We start from the raw sequence: 17,754 nt of genomic DNA on the forward strand, positions 1-17,754 counted from the left end.
TTCGTCAGTGAGATGTACCGAAGGTTTGACCCTTAACGGAACATCGCGCTGATCGATTCTTCATTGCTGATGCGGCGAACCGCCTCGGCAACAACCGGTGCGATATCCAGTTGACGGATACGCGAACAGGCTTGAGCAGCAGCGGACAACGGAATGGTGTTGGTCACCACCAGTTCGTCCAGCATGGAATTTTCGATGTTCTCGATCGCTCGGCCAGACAGCACAGGGTGTGTGCAGTAGGCGAAGACTTTTGCTGCACCGTGCTCTTTCAAGGCTTTCGCCGCGTGGCACAGGGTGCCGGCGGTGTCGACCATGTCATCGACCAGAATACAGGTACGCCCTTCGACATCACCGATGATATGCATCACTTCAGAGTGATTGGCTTTCTCGCGGCGTTTGTCGATGATCCCGAGGTCCACGCCCAGGGATTTGGCAACAGCCCGTGCACGCACGACGCCACCAATGTCCGGGGACACGATCATCAGGTTTTCAAAGCGCTGGTCTTCGATGTCATCCACCAATACTGGGGAGCCGTAGATGTTATCTACCGGAATATCGAAGAACCCCTGGATTTGGTCAGCGTGCAGGTCAACCGTGAGAACACGGTCGATACCTACCACGGTCAGCATGTCAGCAACGACTTTCGCGCTGATGGCCACACGTGCGGAACGCGGACGGCGATCCTGACGGGCATAACCAAAGTAAGGGATTACAGCTGTGATTCGAGTCGCTGAGGAGCGGCGGAAGGCATCAGCCATCACGACGAGTTCCATCAGGTTATCGTTGGTCGGAGCGCAAGTCGGCTGAATAATGAAGACGTCTTTACCGCGGACGTTTTCATTGATCTCGGCTGTAATTTCGCCGTCGGAGAATTTACCGACAGAGATGTCACCGAGAGGGATATGCAGCTGACGTACGACACGTCGAGCCAGATCGGGGTTAGCGTTCCCCGTAAAGACCATCATCTTGGACACGCGCAGTACCTAGAGGCTGAGGGTAACCTGGATGAGTATAGGAAAATGGCAGGGGCGGCTGGATTCGAACCAACGCATGGCAGGATCAAAACCTGCTGCCTTACCGCTTGGCGACGCCCCTGTATCTGTTGCAACGAGTGCCTAACACTCGGTTCCTTTTAGAGCAGACTTTGCAGCTTGCGATGCAACATCGAAACGTTGCTTCCCTTTGCTACAAACCCTGTAAGGGTCTCTGTAAGAAGGGCCGAGACTTTATCAGCTTCAGCTTTGCTTGGGAAGCCCCCAAACACACAACTTCCAGTGCCGGTTAATTTTGCTTCGGTAAATTTACCTAACAAATTCAAAGCGTTACGTACCTCTGGATAACGCCTTGCTACAACCGGTAAGCAGTCATTTCGACTGTTTCCCTTGGGAACGGGGCGCACTTTAATGGGAGGAGAGTTACGTGTCAACAGTGGATCTGAAAAAATTTCTGCTGTACTTACAGATACTTGCGGAACAAGCACGACATACCACGGCTCTTCGGGGTATTCCGGGGTGAGTTTCTCGCCCACACCCTCGGCGAAAGCCGCATGCCCACGCACGAAAACCGGGACGTCCGCGCCCAGCGTCAGGCCCAGCGCCGCCAGGCGATCGTGGTCCCAGCCCAGTTGCCACAAGTGGTTCAGACCCAGCAAAGTTGTCGCGGCATTCGAGCTGCCACCGCCGATACCGCCGCCCATGGGCAGGATCTTGTCGATCCAGATATCGATGCCGAGCCGGCAGCCGGATTGTTCCTGGAGTTTTTTCGCCGCTTTCACGATCAGGTTGCTGTCATGAGGCACACCTTCGAATTCGGTGTGCAACTGGATGACGCCATCGTCGCGCACGGCGAACGTCAGCTCATCGCCGTAGTCGAGAAATTGAAACAGCGTCTGCAACTCGTGATAGCCGTCTTCACGGCGACCCAGGATGTGCAGCATCAGATTGAGTTTGGCCGGGGAGGGCAGGGTCAATGTTTGTACGGACACGTTATTGCCCCAGCTTGCGCGGTTGCCAGTCCTTGATCACCAGCGTGACGTCAAGGTCAGTGCCATGCAGCTTGATGCGCTCAGGCAGCCAATAACCGCTTTGTTCCACGTAGCTCAAATATTCGACCTGCCAGCCATCCTGCTCCAGTGTGGCCAGACGGCTGTCGCCGTTCAGGCCCAGACGGCTCTTGCTGTCAGGCGCGGGCAGGCCGCGTACCCACCAGACCAGGTGAGACACCGGCAGCTTCCAGCCAATCTGCTCTTCCAGCAGGGCTTCTGGCGAAGTCGCTTCATAGCGACCCTGGTTGGCCACTTCGAGGCTGACTTGACCCGGACGGCCGGTCAGGCGGGCTGCGCCGCGACCGAGCGGGCCGGAGAGGCGAATGTCGTAGTAATCCTGGCGTTGCAGCCAGAACAAGGTGCCGCTGCCAGAGTCTTTCGGCGCACGTACACCGACTTTGCCTTCGATCTGCCAGCCATCGATGCTACTGAGCTGATCCTTGTGCTGCTTCCATTGCGCCGGGTTGCCCTGACCCTCAACGGATTCACGGGCACCGAAGCCCGCGCAACCGGCGAGCAGGGCGATGAAACTGAAAACGACAATGTGGCGCAAGAACATAAGCTTAAAGGGTCTCGGATCCGGTCAGGCGCTTGATGGTGCCGCGCAGGATGGGGCTTTCGGGTTGTTCCTTGAGGAATTTTTCCCAGATCTGGCGTGCTTCGCGCTGCTTGCCGTTGGCCCACAGCACTTCGCCCAGGTGAGCGGCGACTTCCTGGTCCGGGAAGCGCTCCAGTGCCTGGCGCAGCAAGCGTTCGGCTTCGTCCAGGTTGCCCAGGCGGTAGTTCACCCAGCCGAGGCTGTCGAGTACGGCCGGGTCTTCCGGGTTGAGCTTGTGAGCTTGTTCGATCAGCTCCTTGGCTTCGGCGTAGCGCGTGGTGCGGTCGGACAGGGTATAACCCAGGGCGTTGAGGGCCATGGCATTGTCCGGGTCGCGCTTGATGATCAGGCGCAGGTCTTTTTCCATCTGCGCCAGGTCATTGCGTTTTTCCGCCTGCATGGCGCGGGTGTACAGCAGGTTCAGATCGTCGGGGAATTGCAGCAGGGCTTGTTGCAGTAGTTTCCACGCACGCTCGCCCTGATTGTTGGCCGACAGGGTTTCGGCCTGGATCAGGTACAGCTGGATCGCATAGTCCGGTTCGGCATCCCGCGCAGCGGCCAGGCGTTTCTCCGCCTCGTCGGTACGACCGTTGCTCATCAGGATGTCGGCCTGGCGCAATTGGGCCGGCAGGTAGTCGTTGCCGGGGCCGACCTGGGCGTATTCGAGCAGCGCAGCCTGCGGGTCGTTGCGTTCCTCGGCAATACGGCCGAGGTTCAGGTGCGCCGAGTCCACATGGCTTTCACGCTGGATCAGTTCTTCCAGATAGCCTTTGGCCTCGTCCCAGGCCTTGGCTTCCAGGCACACCAGCGCCAGGGAATAACGCAGCTCGTCGTCGTCCGGGTATTGCTGGACGAGATTGGCGAACTGCACCTTGGCGTCCTCCATGCGGTCCTGTTCCACCAGCATGCGGGCGTAAGTCAGGCGCAGGCGCTTGTCATCCGGGTATTTCTTGATGCTTTTTTCCAGCAGCGGAATTGCTTCCTTGCCGCGATTGAGGTTCTGCAGCAAGCGTGCGCGCAACAGGATCGGGGCGATCTCGCCTTCTTCCGGCGGGTTCTGCTCCAGCAGCTTCAGCGCGGCGTCGGCTTCGTCGTCCTGTTGCAACAGCAGTGCCTTGCCGAACACCAATTGGCTGTTTTTCGGATGCTTTTGCAGCAGGCGGTCGAAACTCTTCATCAGGCCGTTGCGGGTGTCCTGGTCGGTGTCGGCAGCCGACAGCGCGAGGAAGTCGAAATGGGTGTCGCCCTTGCCCTGCAGGACTTTCTCCATATAGACCATGGAGTCGTCATAACGCCCGGCACGCGCCAGTTGAATGGCGGCCGCCCGTTGTGCTTCCAGGTCGTCCGGGGCGTTTTTCGCCCAGATCAGCGACGTGTCCAGCGCAGCCTGGTCGGCGCCCAGGTATTCGGCGATACGGAAGGCCCGCTCGGAAATCCCCGGATCCTGAGTGTTGATGGCCTGGGTCACGTAGTTATCCAGCGCAATGTCGAAGCGATTGCGTTGGCCGGCCAGCTCCGCGGTCAGCAGGCTGTACACCGTTTCTTCACTGAACGAGGAATAAACCTTGGGTTTTTCAGGGGCGGGGGTGCTGTCTTCCACCGGCGGCGTACCGTCCGGCGACACGGGTGCCATGGCCTGGCAGCCGCTGAGGAAGACAAAAGCAAGGAGCAACGCGGAAGATCTATTCATATAGGAAGAGGACGACTAACCTGCGGTCGGATCATCATGACACAAGCCTTCGGCCAAACATAACCGGGGCACCCGTAATACGCTTATTGCTCCCCCGTGTAGGAGCAAGCTCGCTCCTGCGCGGATGCCATTTATAGGCACAAGGTATAGGGACAATAGACGACGGTGGTTGTTCTGAATCTTTCGAAGTAGGACAATTGTCGGCTTCCCGACATCATCAGCGATATTGAATGGCCTTCCTCGCACTCGGTATTAACCACAAGACTGCCTCCGTAGACGTGCGCGAGCGCGTGGCGTTTACGCCAGAGCAGTTGGTTGAGGCCTTGCAGCAGCTCTGCCGGCTCACCGACAGTCGCGAAGCTGCGATCCTTTCGACCTGCAATCGCAGCGAGCTTTATATAGAGCAGGAACATCTTTCAGCGGATGTCGTGCTGCGCTGGCTGGCCGATTACCACCATTTGAACCTCGACGACCTGCGCGCGAGCGCTTATGTGCACGAAGAGGATGCGGCAGTTCGTCACATGATGCGGGTGGCGGCCGGTCTCGATTCGCTGGTGCTGGGTGAACCGCAGATCCTCGGCCAGATGAAGTCCGCCTACGCCGTGGCGCGTGAGGCCGGCACCGTCGGTCCGTTGCTGGGTCGCCTGTTCCAGGCCACGTTCAATTCGGCCAAGCAGGTGCGCACCGACACCGCCATTGGTGAAAACCCGGTGTCCGTGGCATTTGCCGCGGTCAGCCTGGCGAAACAGATCTTCAGTGATTTGCAACGCAGCCAGGCCCTGCTGATCGGCGCCGGCGAGACCATTACCCTGGTCGCCCGCCACCTGCATGACCTGGGCGTCAAGCGCATCGTGGTGGCCAACCGTACCCTGGAGCGCGCCAGTATTCTTGCCGAGCAGTTCGGCGCGCACGCCGTGCTGCTGGCGGATATCCCGGCCGAACTGGTGCGCAGCGATATCGTCATCAGCTCCACTGCCAGCCAGTTGCCGATCCTGGGCAAGGGCGCGGTCGAGAGCGCATTGAAACTGCGCAAGCACAAACCCATCTTCATGGTGGACATCGCCGTTCCGCGGGATATCGAACCCGAAGTCGGCGAGTTGGACGACGTTTACCTCTATAGCGTCGACGATCTGCACGAAGTCGTCGCCGAAAACCTCAAGAGCCGCCAGGGCGCTGCCCAGGCCGCCGAGGAAATGGTCAGCACCGGCGCCGAAGATTTCATGGTGCGCCTGCGCGAGTTGGCGGCGGTGGACGTGCTCAAGGCGTATCGTCAGCAAGGCGAACGCCTGCGCGACGAAGAGCTGATCAAGGCCCAGCGCTTGCTGGCCAACGGCAGCAGCGCCGAGGAGGTGCTGATGCAACTGGCCCGTGGCCTCACCAACAAGTTGCTCCACGCACCCAGCGTACAATTGAAAAAGCTTACCGCCGAAGGCCGCCTCGATGCGCTGGCCATGGCCCAGGAACTCTTTGCCCTCGGTGAGGGCGCGTCAGATAGCTCTTCGGATAAAAAACCGCAATGAAAGCGTCACTGCTCAATAAACTGGACGTGCTCCAGGACCGTTTCGAAGAACTGACCGCCTTGCTCGGCGATAGCGAGGTCATTTCCGATCAAACCAAGTTCCGTGCGTATTCCAAGGAATACGCCGAAGTTGAGCCGATTGTGGCGACCTACAAGCACCTGACTAAAGTGCAGGCCGACCTCGAAGGCGCCCAGGCGCTGCTCAAGGACAGCGACCCGGACATGCGCGAAATGGCCGTGGAAGAAGTCCGCGAAGCCAAGGAAAAGCTGGCCGAGCTGGAAGGTGACCTGCAGCGCATGTTGCTGCCCAAGGACCCGAATGACGGGCGCAACGTGTTCCTCGAGATCCGTGCCGGCACCGGTGGTGACGAGGCCGCAATCTTCTCCGGCGACCTGTTCCGCATGTATTCGCGCTATGCCGAGCGTCGCGGCTGGCGTGTCGAGATACTGTCCGAGAATGAAGGCGAGCACGGCGGCTATAAAGAAGTCATCGCGCGGGTCGAAGGCGACAACGTCTACGGCAAGCTCAAGTTCGAGTCCGGCGCGCACCGCGTACAGCGCGTGCCCGCGACCGAGTCCCAAGGCCGTATCCACACCTCGGCGTGCACCGTCGCAGTGTTGCCCGAGCCGGACGAGCAGGAAGCTATCGAGATCAACCCGGCCGACTTGCGTGTCGACACCTACCGCTCGTCGGGCGCCGGTGGTCAGCACGTCAACAAGACCGACTCGGCGATCCGTATCACCCACTTGCCCTCGGGCATCGTGGTGGAGTGCCAGGAAGAACGTTCCCAGCACAAGAACCGAGCGCGGGCGATGTCCTGGCTGTCGGCCAAGCTCAACGACCAGCAGACCAGCGCCGCCGCCAATGCGATTGCCAGCGAGCGCAAGTTGCTGGTGGGCTCGGGCGACCGCTCCGAACGCATCCGTACTTATAACTTTGCCCAGGGCCGGGTCACCGACCACCGGGTCAACCTCACGCTTTATTCCCTGGACGAGATCCTCGCCGGTGGCGTTGAAGCAGTGATCGAGCCGTTGCTCGCCGAATACCAGGCCGATCAACTGGCGGCGATAGGTGAATAAATGACCATCATCGCCAGCCTGCTGCGCGCCGCCGACCTGCCTGACTCGCCCACTGCGCGCCTGGATGCCGAATTGTTGCTGGCCGCTGCCCTGGGCAAATCCCGCAGCTACCTGCACACCTGGCCCGAGAAGATCGTCAGCAGCGAAGATGCGCTGACGTTTGCCGACTACTTGCAGCGCCGTCGTGGCGGTGAGCCGGTGGCCTATATCCTCGGCCAGCAAGGCTTCTGGAAGCTGGACCTGGAGGTCGCGCCGCATACGCTGATCCCGCGTCCAGACACCGAACTGCTGGTGGAGGCTGCCCTGGAACTGTTGCCCGCCACGCCCGCCAAGGTCCTCGACCTGGGCACCGGCAGTGGCGCCATCGCCTTGGCCCTGGCCAGCGAACGTCCGGCCTGGCAGGTCACCGCGGTCGACCGCGTGCTGGAAGCGGTGGCCCTGGCCGAGCGCAATCGCCAGCGCCTGCACCTCAAGAACGCCACCGTGCTGAACAGCCATTGGTTCAGCGCGCTGCACGGTCATACCTATGACCTGATCATCAGCAACCCGCCGTACATCGCCGATAACGATCCGCACCTGGTGGCGGGCGACGTGCGCTTTGAGCCGGCCAGCGCACTGGTGGCCGGCCATGATGGCTTGGACGACTTGCGGCTGATCATCAAAGAAGCCCCCGCCCACCTGAATGCCGGTGGGCGACTGCTGCTGGAGCATGGCTACGACCAGGCCCCGGCCGTGCGCGACCTGCTGCTGAGTGAAGGCTTTGAAGAGGTGCACAGCCGTATCGACCTCGGCGGCCACGAACGCATTACCCTGGGACGCCGGCCGTGCTGACCGATCAGGAGCTGTTGCGCTATAGCCGACAAATTCTGTTGCAGCATGTCGACATCGACGGCCAATTGCGCCTGAAAAACAGCCGGGCGTTGATCATCGGCCTCGGTGGCCTGGGCGCCCCCGTCGCGCTGTACCTGGCGGCAGCCGGTGTGGGCGAGCTGCATGTCGCGGATTTCGACACGGTCGACCTGACCAACCTGCAGCGCCAGATCATCCATGACACCGACAGTGTCGGGCAGACCAAGGTCGACTCGGCCCTGCGTCGCCTGACCGCGATCAACCCCGACATCAAACTGATCGCCCACCGCTGCGCACTGGATGCCGATTCCCTGGCCGCCGCGGTAGAAGCGGTGGACGTGGTGCTCGATTGCAGCGACAACTTCTCCACCCGTGAAGCGGTGAACGCCGCCTGCGTGGCGGCCGCCACGCCATTGATCAGCGGCGCGGCGATTCGTCTTGAGGGGCAATTGTCGGTATTCGACCCGCGTCGCGCCGACAGCCCGTGCTACCACTGTTTATATGGGCACGGCAGCGATACCGAACTCACTTGCAGCGAAGCCGGCGTGATCGGCCCTCTGGTAGGGCTGGTCGGTAGTCTGCAAGCCCTGGAGGCCCTGAAGCTGCTGGCCGGTTTTGGTGAGCCTTTGGTGGGCCGCCTCTTGCTGATCGATGCCTTGACCACGCGTTTTCGCGAGTTGCGCGTCAAGCGTGACCCCGGTTGCAGCGTGTGCGGGACGCCGCATGGTTAAGGGCGCGCCGATCGGTGTATTCGACTCCGGTATCGGCGGCTTGACCGTGCTGGACGAAATCCAGCAGCTTTTGCCCCATGAATCGTTGCTGTACGTGGCCGATTGCGGGCACATCCCCTATGGCGAGAAAAGTCCGGCGTTTATTCTCGAGCGTTCGCGGCGAGTGGCGGCGTTTTTCCGGGAGCAGGGCGCCAAGGCCTTTGTGATTGCCTGCAATACCGCCACCGTCGCCGCTGCCGCCGACCTGCGCCTGGATTTTCCCGATTGGCCGCTGGTGGGCATGGAGCCCGCCGTCAAACCCGCCGCCGCGGCCACTCGCAGTGGCGTGGTGGGGGTGCTTGCCACCACCGGTACGCTGCAAAGCGCCAAGTTCGCCGCCTTGCTTGACCGTTTCGCTACCGACGTGAAGGTCATCACCCAACCGTGCCCGGGCCTGGTCGAGCTGATTGAAAGCGGTGACTTGAACAGCCCGGCCCTGCGCCAGTTGTTACAGCGGTACATTGAACCGCTGCTCAACGCCGGTTGCGACACCATCATTCTCGGCTGCACCCACTATCCCTTCCTCAAGCCGCTCCTGGCGCAGATGCTGCCCCCCAGCATCATCCTCATCGACACTGGCGCCGCCGTAGCCCGTCAGCTCAAGCGTTTGCTGGACGAGCGCGACCTGCTGGCCGATGGCAAGCCTGAACCTGCACAGTTCTGGACCAGCGGCGATGTGCCTCACCTAAGAAAAATCCTACCGACACTATGGAAATATCCGGGCGTTGTGCGAAGCTTCGGTGCGTGAAAAATTCGTGAAATTCCAGCGTAATCAGCTGGAACTTCTGATTACGCGCCAGCTTCTATAGCGAGATAGCCTGTACAAAACCATATAACTTCGTTCGGAAAGGATGTTTCTTATGAAGCGCTTGTTCTGTTTGGCTGCGATTGCGGCCGCTGTAGTGGGGCACTCTGTTTCGGCGCAGGCCGCTGGCCTGGAGTTGGGTGTGGGGAGCACCAGCGATTCGACCATGACCTATCGGCTGGGTCTGACATCGGAGTGGGACAAAAGCTGGTGGCAGAGCGATACCGGTCGACTGACCGGCTACTGGAGCGGCGCCTACACCTATTGGGACGGTGACAAGCGCGCCAGCGTCAGCAGCCTGTCGTTCTCTCCGGTGTTCGTGTACGAATTTGCCGGTGAGTCGGTCAAGCCTTACATCGAAGCCGGGGTCGGTGTGGCGGTGTTCTCTCGCACCAAAGTGGAAGACAACAACATCGGCCAGGCCTTTCAGTTCGAAGACCGCCTGGGCTTCGGCCTGCGTTTTGCCGGCGGGCATGAAGTGGGCATTCGTGCCACGCATTATTCCAATGCGGGCATCAGCAGCCATAACGACGGGGTAGAGAGCTACTCGTTGCACTACACCTTGCCGCTCTAAACACACACCTAACTGTAGGAGCCGGCTTGCCGGCGATAGCATCACCTCGGTGTGACTGATTCACCAAGGTGTCTGCATCGCCGGCAAGCCGGCTCCTACAGCATCTATTTCAATCAGCGATAGGCTGTTGCAATCCCTTCGCGCTCGGCCAGGCATTCCGGTGCGCCCATCTCGAACTCCCGGCAAATCAGCGGTCGTCGCTCGTAGATCGTGCACATCATCGTGTCCCGATCCAGCGCCGCGCACCAGCCATCGTCCAGGCGTAGCATCACTTCGCCGCCCCAGTCATCGGTGTCGATATAGCGCTCCGGCACGCCCGTGTCGGTGATCAGCATGACTTCCAGCTGGCAACAGCAGGCCGCGCATGTCGAGCAGGTGACGGCGGGTTCGGCGATTTGAGTGTGGGGGATGTTGGTCATAGGCGCGCAGTGTAAGGCAAGCGGGTGACACAGGTGTGAAACGACTGACAGGCGTCAGCGCGCAAGTCGGTGCAATCCCACAAACACCCCGGCCCACAGCAACGCCAGTGCAACCATCGTGGACGCGAGGCCGAAGCCAAATTGCACCCCCGCCAATTGGCTGCCGGCATAGTAGGAAAGCGGGCCGCCCAATGCGCCCAGTAGCGCCGCACGCCACCAGGGGCGGGCACTCCAGGCCAGGCAATGGCGCAATGTCGTCGCCAGCAACGCCCACAACAGGATCAACCAGAAGGGAATCAGCGGCCCCGGTTCGGTGAACTGGAATACGCCCAGCGCACGCAACGCGGTATCCAATAATGTGCCCACCACCGTTACGCCGAGAATCAGCTTGCCGTCTTCGGCCCACGAACTTATCCACAGCAGATGGATGGCCAGCACGGCCAGCCCTGCCAGCAACCACCGGCTGTCACCACCGAGCACACAGGCAAACCAGCCGCACTGAAAGAGCGCGGCATTGGCCAGAGTCTTAAGCATTGAAGCGCCCGAGCAGCGGCGGGTTGATCGCCGAGGGTTTGGCCAGCAGCAACTGCGCCGTGCCGATGGTGCGTTCCATAAACCCGCCTTCGCAGTAGCACAGGTAAAACTCCCACAGACGCAGGAAGTATTCGTCGTAGCCCAGTTCCGCGAGGCGACCGTGGGCACGGCGAAAATTCTCATGCCACAGGCGCAAGGTTCGCGCGTAATGCAGGCCGAAGTCCTCCATGTGCAGCAGGTTCATATCGGTGTCGCGGCTGACGATATGCAGCATGTTCTGCACGCAGGGCAGGGCGCCGCCGGGGAAGATGTAACGCTGGATAAAATCCACACTGCGCTTGGCCTGTTCAAAGCGTTGCTCACGAATGGTGATGGCTTGCAGCAGCATCAGGCCGTCGCTCTTGAGCAGGTGCGCGCACTGCTTGAAGTAGGTCGGCAGGAAGCGATGGCCTACCGCTTCGATCATTTCGATGGACACCAGCTTGTCATACTGGCCGGTCAGGTCGCGGTAGTCCTGCAGCAACAGCGTGACCTGATCGTGCAGTCCGAGGGTCGCGATGCGTTTCTCGGTGTAGGCGAACTGCTCCTTGGACAAGGTCGTGGTGGTGACCTTGCAACCATAATGCTGCGCCGCGTAGAGCGCCATGCTGCCCCAGCCGGTGCCGATTTCCAGCAGGTGGTCGGTGGGCTTGAGGGCGAGTTTCTGGCAGATGCGCTCCAGCTTGTTCAACTGTGCCTGTTCCAGGGTGTCGTCGGGGGTCAGGAATTGCGCCGCCGAATACATCATGGTCGGGTCGAGGAATTCTTCGAACAGGTCGTTGCCCAGATCGTAGTGGGCGGCGATGTTTTTCTGCGAGCCCTTGCGTGTGTTGCGGTTGAGCCAGTGCAAGCCCTGGGTGAACGGCTGCGCCAAGCGCGCCAGGCCACCTTCCATCGCGTCGAGGACGTCCAGGTTGCTGACCATCACGCGCACGACGGCGGTCAAGTCGGGGCTGGTCCAATAACCGTGGATGAATGCCTCTCCGGCGCCGATGGAGCCGTTGGCCGCCACCAGGCCCCACACGGCCGAATCAAGGATCTGGATTTCCCCCAGCAAGTGCGCTTCCCGTGCGCCGAATACTTGCCGTTCGCCCTCTTCGATCACCACCAGTTGACCATGGCGCAGTTGGCTGAGTTGACGCATGACAGCCTTGCGCAACAGCGCGGCAGTCATGCCGTTGACGTTCAGGCGGTGGGTCTTGACCGATAAGCTAGGGGATTTCATGGCGGCGATCCTTGGTATACCCGACTGCGGTGCGAGAGGCGCCATCGGCGGCCTGATGGGAAAAAATCGGTGTGCGTTTAAGCAAGAGCCGCATGGCCTGCCAGTAGATTGCGAGGCAGGTCTTGGCGGTCATCCACGGAAAGCGCCACAGGTAGCGATGCAGGCTGGCGCGGCTGAGCGTTTCTTTTTGCAGGCTCAAGGTGGCGTCGAAGACTTTCTGTGTGCCCTGCCAGTCGGCCATGTGCACGCCGAGCCTGGCGGCGGGCGGGCTGAAGCTCATGCGGTATTCCAGGTCGCGTGGCAAAAACGGCGACACATGGAAGGCCTTGGCCACGGCGAAATGCTGATGCTCGTCTGCGCTCAAGGCCTGGGCCGGGAGTACGTAGTGATAGCGCTCGCGCCACGGGGTGTTGGTCACTTCACACAGGATCGCGGCCAGACGTCCGTCGGCCTCGAAGCAGTAGAAGAAACTCACGGGGTTAAAAGCCAGGCCCCAACTGCGGGCCTGGGTCAGTAGGCAGATAACGCCCTGGGGGATACGCCCCAGTGCCTTGCCGACTTCCTGGCGCACGGCATCGCTCAAGCTCATGCCGGTACGCGTCAATTCACGCAGGTAGTCCTGCTGGCGAAAACCGAAGGGCGCCAGGCGGCTGCACCCGGCCAGGGGGGACAGCCCGAGCACTTCATGTTCTTCGCTCAGGTCCAGGTACAGCAGGCCGATGCGGTAGCGAAAGGCGTGAGCCTTGGGCGCAAACCGGCGATGGGCGATCCAGCCGCTGTACAGGGCGCTGTTCACAGGGTTTCCCCAAATGCCTGGGCCACGTGCAGGGCGCTGACCACGCCATCTTCGTGAAAGCCGTTGGCCCAGTAGGCGCCGCAGTAAAAGGTATTGCGCACGCCGGATATCTCATCGCGACGCGCCTGCGCCGCCACCGCGCCCAGGCTGTATTGCGGGTGGGCGTAGGTGTACCGGGCAAGCACTTTCAGCGGGTTGATCATCGGCGTCTGGTTGAGGCTGACGCAAAACGTAGTGGCGCTGTCGATGCCCTGCAGGATGTTCATGTCATAGGTCACAGCCGCCTGTGTCTGCTGGTTGGCGGTCAGCCGGTAGTTCCAGCTGGCCCAGGCCAGTTTGCGGTCGGGTAGCAGGCGCGTGTCGGTGTGCAGCACGACATCGTTATCGGCGTAGGGCAGCGCACCGAGTATGTCCTGTTCGGCCTGGCTGGGGTCGCCGAGCAACGCCAGCGCCTGGTCGCTGTGACAGGCAAACACCACCTTGTCGAAGGCTTCGGCGCCGGCGGCACTGTGGACAACCACGCCCTGCGCGTCGCGCTCTACCCGATGCACAGGGCAATCGAGGCGGATGTGTTCGCGAAAGCTGCGGGTCAGGGGCTCGATATAGCTGCTGGAGCCGCCCTCGATCACGCACCATTGCGGCCGGTTGTTCACCGAGAGCAGCCCGTGGTTCTTGAAAAAGCGCACAAAGAACTGCAGCGGAAACTTCAGCATGTCCACCAGTGACATCGACCAGATAGCGGCCCCCATCGGCACGATGTAATGCAGGATAAACCGCGGGCCATAACCGCGGGCCTCGAGGTAATCGCCCAGGGTCATGTCGGCGCTGATGCGTTGCGCTTGCAGGTCCAGCGGTGCCTCGCGATTGAAGCGCAGGATGTCGCGCAACATGCCCCAGAACCCTGGCGACAGGATATTGCGACGCTGGGCAAACAGGCTGTTGAGGTTATTACCGTTGTACTCGAACCGAGTGTTCTCGTCGCACACCGAAAAGCTCATTTCGGTGGGTTTGAACTTCACCCCGATCTGCCCCAGCAGGCGGATGAAATGCGGGTAGGTCCAGTCGTTGAACACGATGAAACCGGTGTCCACCGCGTAGCGTTTACCCTCGACCGTCACGTTGACCGTGTGGGTGTGCCCGCCGATGCGGTCGCCCGCTTCGAACAAGGTGATGTCATGGCGACGGCTGAGCAGGTAGGCGCTGGTCAGCCCCGCGATGCCGCTCCCGATAATGGCGATCTTCACAGGTCGTCCTTTTTCGGCGGTGGGCTGCGCAACATGCGCTTGCCGATGATCAACTGGGCACGGTTGGGCAGTTTCGACAATGGCCAGAGAGTGGCGATAAACAGGGCGGGAAAGGCGATTTCCAGCGGGCGCTTTTCCAGCTTGGCGAAGATATGCCGCGCGGCTTTGTCTGCCGACCAACTGAGCGGCATGGGGAAGTCATTGCGTTCGGTCAGCGGCGTATCGACGAAGCCTGGACTGATCACGGTCACGTCGATACTTTCCGGCGACAGGCTGATGCGCAGGGATTCGAACAGGTAGCGCAAGCCGGCCTTGGATGCGCCATAGGCTTCGGCCCGTGGCATTGGCAGGTAGGTCACGGCACTGGCGACGCCCACCAGGTGCGGCGTCACCCCGGCGCGCAACAGCGGCAGGGCGGCTTCGATGCAGTAACTGCTGGCGAGCAGGTTGGTGCGGACCACGTGCTCGACAATGGAGGCGTCAAACTGCCGTGCGTCCACGTATTCACAGGTGCCGGCATTGAGGATCACCGTGTCCAGTGAGCCCCAGGTCGCGCCGATCTGTTCACCAATTTCGCGCACAGTCTGGCTGTTGGTCAGGTCTCCCGCCACCACCAGCACTTGGCCGGGGTAACGTTGGGCGAGGGCTTCCAGCGGGCCTTTCGACCGTGAACTCAAGGCCACGTGTGCGCCGCTGTTGAGCAACTCCACGGCCAGTGCGGCGCCGATGCCACTGCTGGCGCCGGTCAGCCAATAACGGCGGGGCGTTGTAAGGCTCATCCCAGTCTCCTTTTCAGCCAGCTGACGACGCTGCCCAACACGGGCAAGTGTTCGTACAGCAGGGCGCCGGCATCGAAATAGTCGCGGTGGCGGTACACCTTGTCGTGCCACATCAGGTGCGAGCAGCCTTCCACCCGGATCACCTTGCCGTTGGCCAGGCGGGGGTGGCAGAAGCTCATTTTCCAGCGCAGGTAACCTTCGCCTTCGGCCACCTGATCGAACCCGTGGAAGTCGAAGCGCAGCTGGCTGACGTTGCTGTACAGCTCGGCGAAGTAGCGGCGCATGGCGGGCAAGCCATGGACGTCGTGCAGCGGGTCGGCAAACGCGATGTCCTGGCTGTACAAGCTGTCGAGCAGGTGCAGGTTGTGCTTGTCCAGCGTGGCGAAGGCCTGGGCGAAACGGCGCAGGAAGTCACTCATATTCGCCCCCCGCTGCTTGGCGCGAGGGCAGGCTGCGGAAGGCAGCCAAGGCCCGTTCACGGGATTTTTTCAGGTCGACGATCGAGCGCGGGTAATCCGCCACGCCGAACAGGCCACCGGCAGCTTCGGGGTTGTGCACTTCCTTTTTATTCAGTGCGGCCAGCTCCGGCAGCCAGTGCTTGATGAAAAGGCCTTCGCTGTCGAATTTTTCCGATTGGCTCAAGGGGCTGAATATCCGGAAGTACGGCGCCGAGTCGGTGCCGGTGGACGAGCTCCACTGCCAGCCGCCGTTATTGGCTGCCAGGTCGCCGTCGATCAGATGACGCATGAAGAAGCGTTCGCCTTCGCGCCAGTCGATCAGCAGGTTCTTGGTCAGGAACATCGCCACGACCATGCGCAGGCGGTTGTGCATCCAGCCGGTTTCCAGCAGTTGGCGCATGGCGGCGTCGATAATCGGCAGGCCCGTGCGTGCTTCCTGCCAGGCAGCGAGGTCCTTTGGTGCGTTGCGCCAGGCCACGGCTTCGGTCTCGGGACGGAACGCACGGTGGCGCGAGACACGGGGGTAGCCCACCAGAATGTGCTTGTAGAACTCGCGCCACAGCAGTTCGTTGATCCAGGTGATGGCGCCCATGTCGCCACTTTCGAACTCGCCGCCGTTGGTTTGCAAGGCGGCATGCAGGCACTGGCGCGGCGAAACGACGCCCGCCGCGAGGTAGGCGGAGAGCTGGCTGGTGCCGGGCTTGGCAGGGAAGTCGCGCTCGTCCTTGTAGTAGCTGATCTGCTGATCGACAAAGGCATCGAGACGACGACGGGCTTCGTCCTCGCCGGCCGGCCACAGCGCCCGCAGGGCTTCGCTGGGTGGCTCGAAACCGTCGACTGCCGTGGGCACCGGATCGCTTTTCAGCGTGAGCGCGGCTTGAGCCTTTGGCGCTGCGACCGTGCGGGGCAGGGCGCTGTGCAAGCGGGCGTAGCAGACCTTGCGAAACTGACTGAACACCTGGAAGTAAGTGCCGGTCTTGGTCAGCACGCTGCCGGGCTGGAAGAACAGTTGATCGAGGTAGCTGTGAAAACTGACGCCTTTCGCTTCCAAGGCCTCGGACACGGCCGCATCGCGACGGCTTTCGTGAATGCCGTATTCCTCGTTGACGTGCACCGACGCCACCGACAGTTCACCACACAGCTGGCTCAGCACGCCCGGCGCCTGGTCCCAGGTGGCTGCGGTGCGGATCAGCAGGGGAATGTTCAGTTCGCCGAGCGTTGTGCTCAGCTCTTGCAGGTTGCGCAGCCAGAAATCCACTTTGCACGGCGCATCGTCGTGGGCCAGCCACTGCTCGGGCGTGATCAGGTACACCGCCGCGATCGGGCCCCGCTGGCGTGCGGCGGCCAGGGCGGTGTTGTCGTGTAGGCGCAGGTCGGTGCGCAGCCAGATCAGATGCATTTAAACGAGTCCACGCTGGATCAGTAGCTGGTGGGCCGACAACGGTTCTTCGGCGACGAGCAATTCAGGGATGTCATGGGCTAATACGGCCAACTCGGCCTGGTGGATGCATACCGTTGGTCCGACGATCAGCTTCGGGCAGCCGATGCCACCCAAGAGTTTGGCGAACGTCGACAAATGCAGTGCCTTGCTCGAATACAGCAGCACTGCGCGTGGTTGCAGGTGTTCCACCGCCAGGGCCAGTTCACCGGCGGGCAGCGGCCAGTCGAACACTTCCACCGGGCAGTCGGCACTGCTGGCCAGCCAGGCGCTGAGCCACAGATGCGGTTCCAGCGGCAGGTCGGACTGGTTCACCAGCAACAACGGTGCGCCGTGCAACTGGCGGTTGTTGTGGTAGATGCGCGCACCGAATTTGCTGCGCAGCCAGGACAGGAAAAACACCCGCTCCATCTGCGCGCCGAATTGACCCTGCCAACGCTGTTCCAGCTCCTGAAGCAGCGGCAGCAGCAGTTGTTCGCACAGGGTGCGCGGCGGGTACAGCGCCATGGCCTGGTTGAAGGCGTCGTCGACCCGGCGCTCGGTCAATTCGCTGATGGCTTGCACCAGGTTCTGGCGCAGGGTGTGCCATTCATTTTCGACGGCATCGGGAAGGGCCTGGGCGGAGTCGATCAGGCCTTTGACCTGGCTGACCGGCACGCCGCGATTGAGCCAGGTGAGAATAGTGTGGATACGTTGGACATGTTCGGCGCTGAACAGTCGATGACCCTTGGGCGTGCGCTGGGGCACGATCAGGCCGTAACGGCGTTCCCAGGCGCGCAGGGTCACGGCGTTGACGCCGGTCTGGCGCGCCACTTCGCGGATCGGCAGCCAGCCGTCTTCGAGGGCTTGGGCGATGTCTTCGCCGGGTTCGTCTAGCAGGGCAGCTTTCATGG

19 protein-coding genes and 1 tRNA gene are annotated in these 17,754 nt (G+C 61.4%); 6 read left to right on the top strand and 14 right to left on the bottom strand.

Translation table 11 applies throughout. From position 1 onward, the window contains the following. Nucleotides 1–32: 32 nt before the first annotated feature. From BM70_RS0113800 to BM70_RS0113820, 5 genes are all read right to left on the bottom strand, one after another. Nucleotides 33–974, bottom strand: a complete 942-nt coding sequence (locus BM70_RS0113800) for a ribose-phosphate pyrophosphokinase (protein ID WP_003208392.1) — start codon at nt 972–974, stop codon at nt 33–35. Between the two features lie 46 nt (nt 975–1,020). Next, nucleotides 1,021–1,095, bottom strand: a tRNA-Gln gene (locus tag BM70_RS0113805). 37 nt (nt 1,096–1,132) lie between these two features. Further along, the gene (gene ispE, locus BM70_RS0113810) at nt 1,133–1,984 is read right to left on the bottom strand and encodes a 4-(cytidine 5'-diphospho)-2-C-methyl-D-erythritol kinase (RefSeq protein WP_025856548.1); all 852 of its coding nucleotides are present in this window, start codon (nt 1,982–1,984) and stop codon (nt 1,133–1,135) included. A gap of 1 nt (nt 1,985) precedes the next feature. Next, complete coding sequence (lolB, locus tag BM70_RS0113815) at nt 1,986–2,603, bottom strand: lipoprotein insertase outer membrane protein LolB (protein WP_025856549.1); 618 nt, start codon at nt 2,601–2,603, stop codon at nt 1,986–1,988. 4 nt (nt 2,604–2,607) lie between these two features. Continuing rightward, nucleotides 2,608–4,332 carry a tetratricopeptide repeat protein gene (locus BM70_RS0113820; RefSeq protein WP_025856550.1) on the bottom strand — a complete coding sequence of 575 codons (1,725 nt, stop codon included), beginning with the start codon at nt 4,330–4,332 and terminating at the stop codon, nt 2,608–2,610. 230 nt (nt 4,333–4,562) lie between these two features. Between BM70_RS0113820 and hemA the strand changes: the two genes are divergently transcribed. The 6 genes from hemA (at nt 4,563) to BM70_RS0113850 (ending at nt 9,929) form a co-directional block, all read left to right on the top strand. Continuing rightward, entirely contained in the window at nt 4,563–5,852 is a 1,290-nt protein-coding gene (gene hemA / locus BM70_RS0113825; protein WP_025856551.1) for a glutamyl-tRNA reductase, read from the top strand. Then, a complete protein-coding gene (gene prfA, locus BM70_RS0113830; RefSeq protein WP_025856552.1) occupies nt 5,849–6,931 on the top strand; it encodes a peptide chain release factor 1 in 1,083 nt (360 codons plus the stop codon). The genes hemA and prfA overlap by 4 nt, the downstream gene beginning before the upstream one ends. Beyond that, the gene (gene prmC, locus BM70_RS0113835; protein ID WP_025856553.1) at nt 6,932–7,762 is read left to right on the top strand and encodes a peptide chain release factor N(5)-glutamine methyltransferase; all 831 of its coding nucleotides are present in this window, start codon (nt 6,932–6,934) and stop codon (nt 7,760–7,762) included. Next, nucleotides 7,756–8,511, top strand: a complete 756-nt coding sequence (locus tag BM70_RS0113840) for a molybdopterin-synthase adenylyltransferase MoeB (RefSeq protein ID WP_025856554.1) — start codon at nt 7,756–7,758, stop codon at nt 8,509–8,511. The genes prmC and BM70_RS0113840 overlap by 7 nt, the downstream gene beginning before the upstream one ends. Continuing rightward, nucleotides 8,504–9,298 carry a glutamate racemase gene (murI, locus tag BM70_RS0113845; protein WP_025856555.1) on the top strand — a complete coding sequence of 265 codons (795 nt, stop codon included), beginning with the start codon at nt 8,504–8,506 and terminating at the stop codon, nt 9,296–9,298. The genes BM70_RS0113840 and murI overlap by 8 nt, the downstream gene beginning before the upstream one ends. Before the next feature lie 112 nt (nt 9,299–9,410). Then, on the top strand, nt 9,411–9,929 hold the full coding sequence (locus BM70_RS0113850; protein ID WP_025856556.1) for an acyloxyacyl hydrolase: 519 nt from the start codon (nt 9,411–9,413) through the stop codon (nt 9,927–9,929). Nucleotides 9,930–10,042: 113 nt separating this feature from the next. On the opposite strand, the gene BM70_RS0113855 is transcribed toward BM70_RS0113850, so the two are convergent. Genes BM70_RS0113855 through BM70_RS0113895 form a run of 9 tightly spaced genes read right to left on the bottom strand, consistent with a single transcriptional unit; the run spans nt 10,043 to nt 17,752 of the window. Continuing rightward, nucleotides 10,043–10,348 (bottom strand): YkgJ family cysteine cluster protein, encoded by a 306-nt coding sequence (locus BM70_RS0113855; RefSeq protein ID WP_025856557.1) that lies wholly within the window; start codon nt 10,346–10,348, stop codon nt 10,043–10,045. Between the two features lie 54 nt (nt 10,349–10,402). After that, nucleotides 10,403–10,882 (bottom strand): DUF2878 domain-containing protein, encoded by a 480-nt coding sequence (locus BM70_RS0113860; protein WP_025856558.1) that lies wholly within the window; start codon nt 10,880–10,882, stop codon nt 10,403–10,405. Further along, on the bottom strand, nt 10,875–12,146 hold the full coding sequence (locus BM70_RS0113865) for a cyclopropane-fatty-acyl-phospholipid synthase family protein (protein ID WP_025856559.1): 1,272 nt from the start codon (nt 12,144–12,146) through the stop codon (nt 10,875–10,877). Before BM70_RS0113865 ends, BM70_RS0113860 begins: the two co-directional genes overlap by 8 nt. Further along, entirely contained in the window at nt 12,133–12,942 is an 810-nt protein-coding gene (locus tag BM70_RS0113870) for a DUF1365 domain-containing protein (RefSeq protein WP_025856560.1), read from the bottom strand. The genes BM70_RS0113865 and BM70_RS0113870 overlap by 14 nt, the downstream gene beginning before the upstream one ends. Continuing rightward, on the bottom strand, nt 12,939–14,186 hold the full coding sequence (locus BM70_RS0113875; protein ID WP_025856561.1) for an NAD(P)/FAD-dependent oxidoreductase: 1,248 nt from the start codon (nt 14,184–14,186) through the stop codon (nt 12,939–12,941). Before BM70_RS0113875 ends, BM70_RS0113870 begins: the two co-directional genes overlap by 4 nt. Then, nucleotides 14,183–14,965: an SDR family oxidoreductase gene (locus BM70_RS0113880; protein WP_025856562.1), complete on the bottom strand. Its 783-nt coding sequence runs from the start codon at nt 14,963–14,965 to the stop codon at nt 14,183–14,185. Before BM70_RS0113880 ends, BM70_RS0113875 begins: the two co-directional genes overlap by 4 nt. Then, on the bottom strand, nt 14,962–15,384 hold the full coding sequence (locus BM70_RS0113885; RefSeq protein ID WP_025856563.1) for a nuclear transport factor 2 family protein: 423 nt from the start codon (nt 15,382–15,384) through the stop codon (nt 14,962–14,964). The genes BM70_RS0113880 and BM70_RS0113885 overlap by 4 nt, the downstream gene beginning before the upstream one ends. Further along, a complete protein-coding gene (phrB, locus tag BM70_RS0113890) occupies nt 15,377–16,822 on the bottom strand; it encodes a deoxyribodipyrimidine photo-lyase (protein WP_025856564.1) in 1,446 nt (481 codons plus the stop codon). The genes BM70_RS0113885 and phrB overlap by 8 nt, the downstream gene beginning before the upstream one ends. Continuing rightward, nucleotides 16,823–17,752, bottom strand: a complete 930-nt coding sequence (locus BM70_RS0113895) for a MerR family transcriptional regulator (RefSeq protein WP_025856565.1) — start codon at nt 17,750–17,752, stop codon at nt 16,823–16,825. It abuts the gene before it with no gap. Between the last annotated feature and the right edge of the window lie 2 nt (nt 17,753–17,754).

Source organism: Pseudomonas sp. CHM02, from assembly GCF_000612585.1.
Taxonomy (GTDB): Bacteria; Pseudomonadota; Gammaproteobacteria; order Pseudomonadales; family Pseudomonadaceae; genus Aquipseudomonas.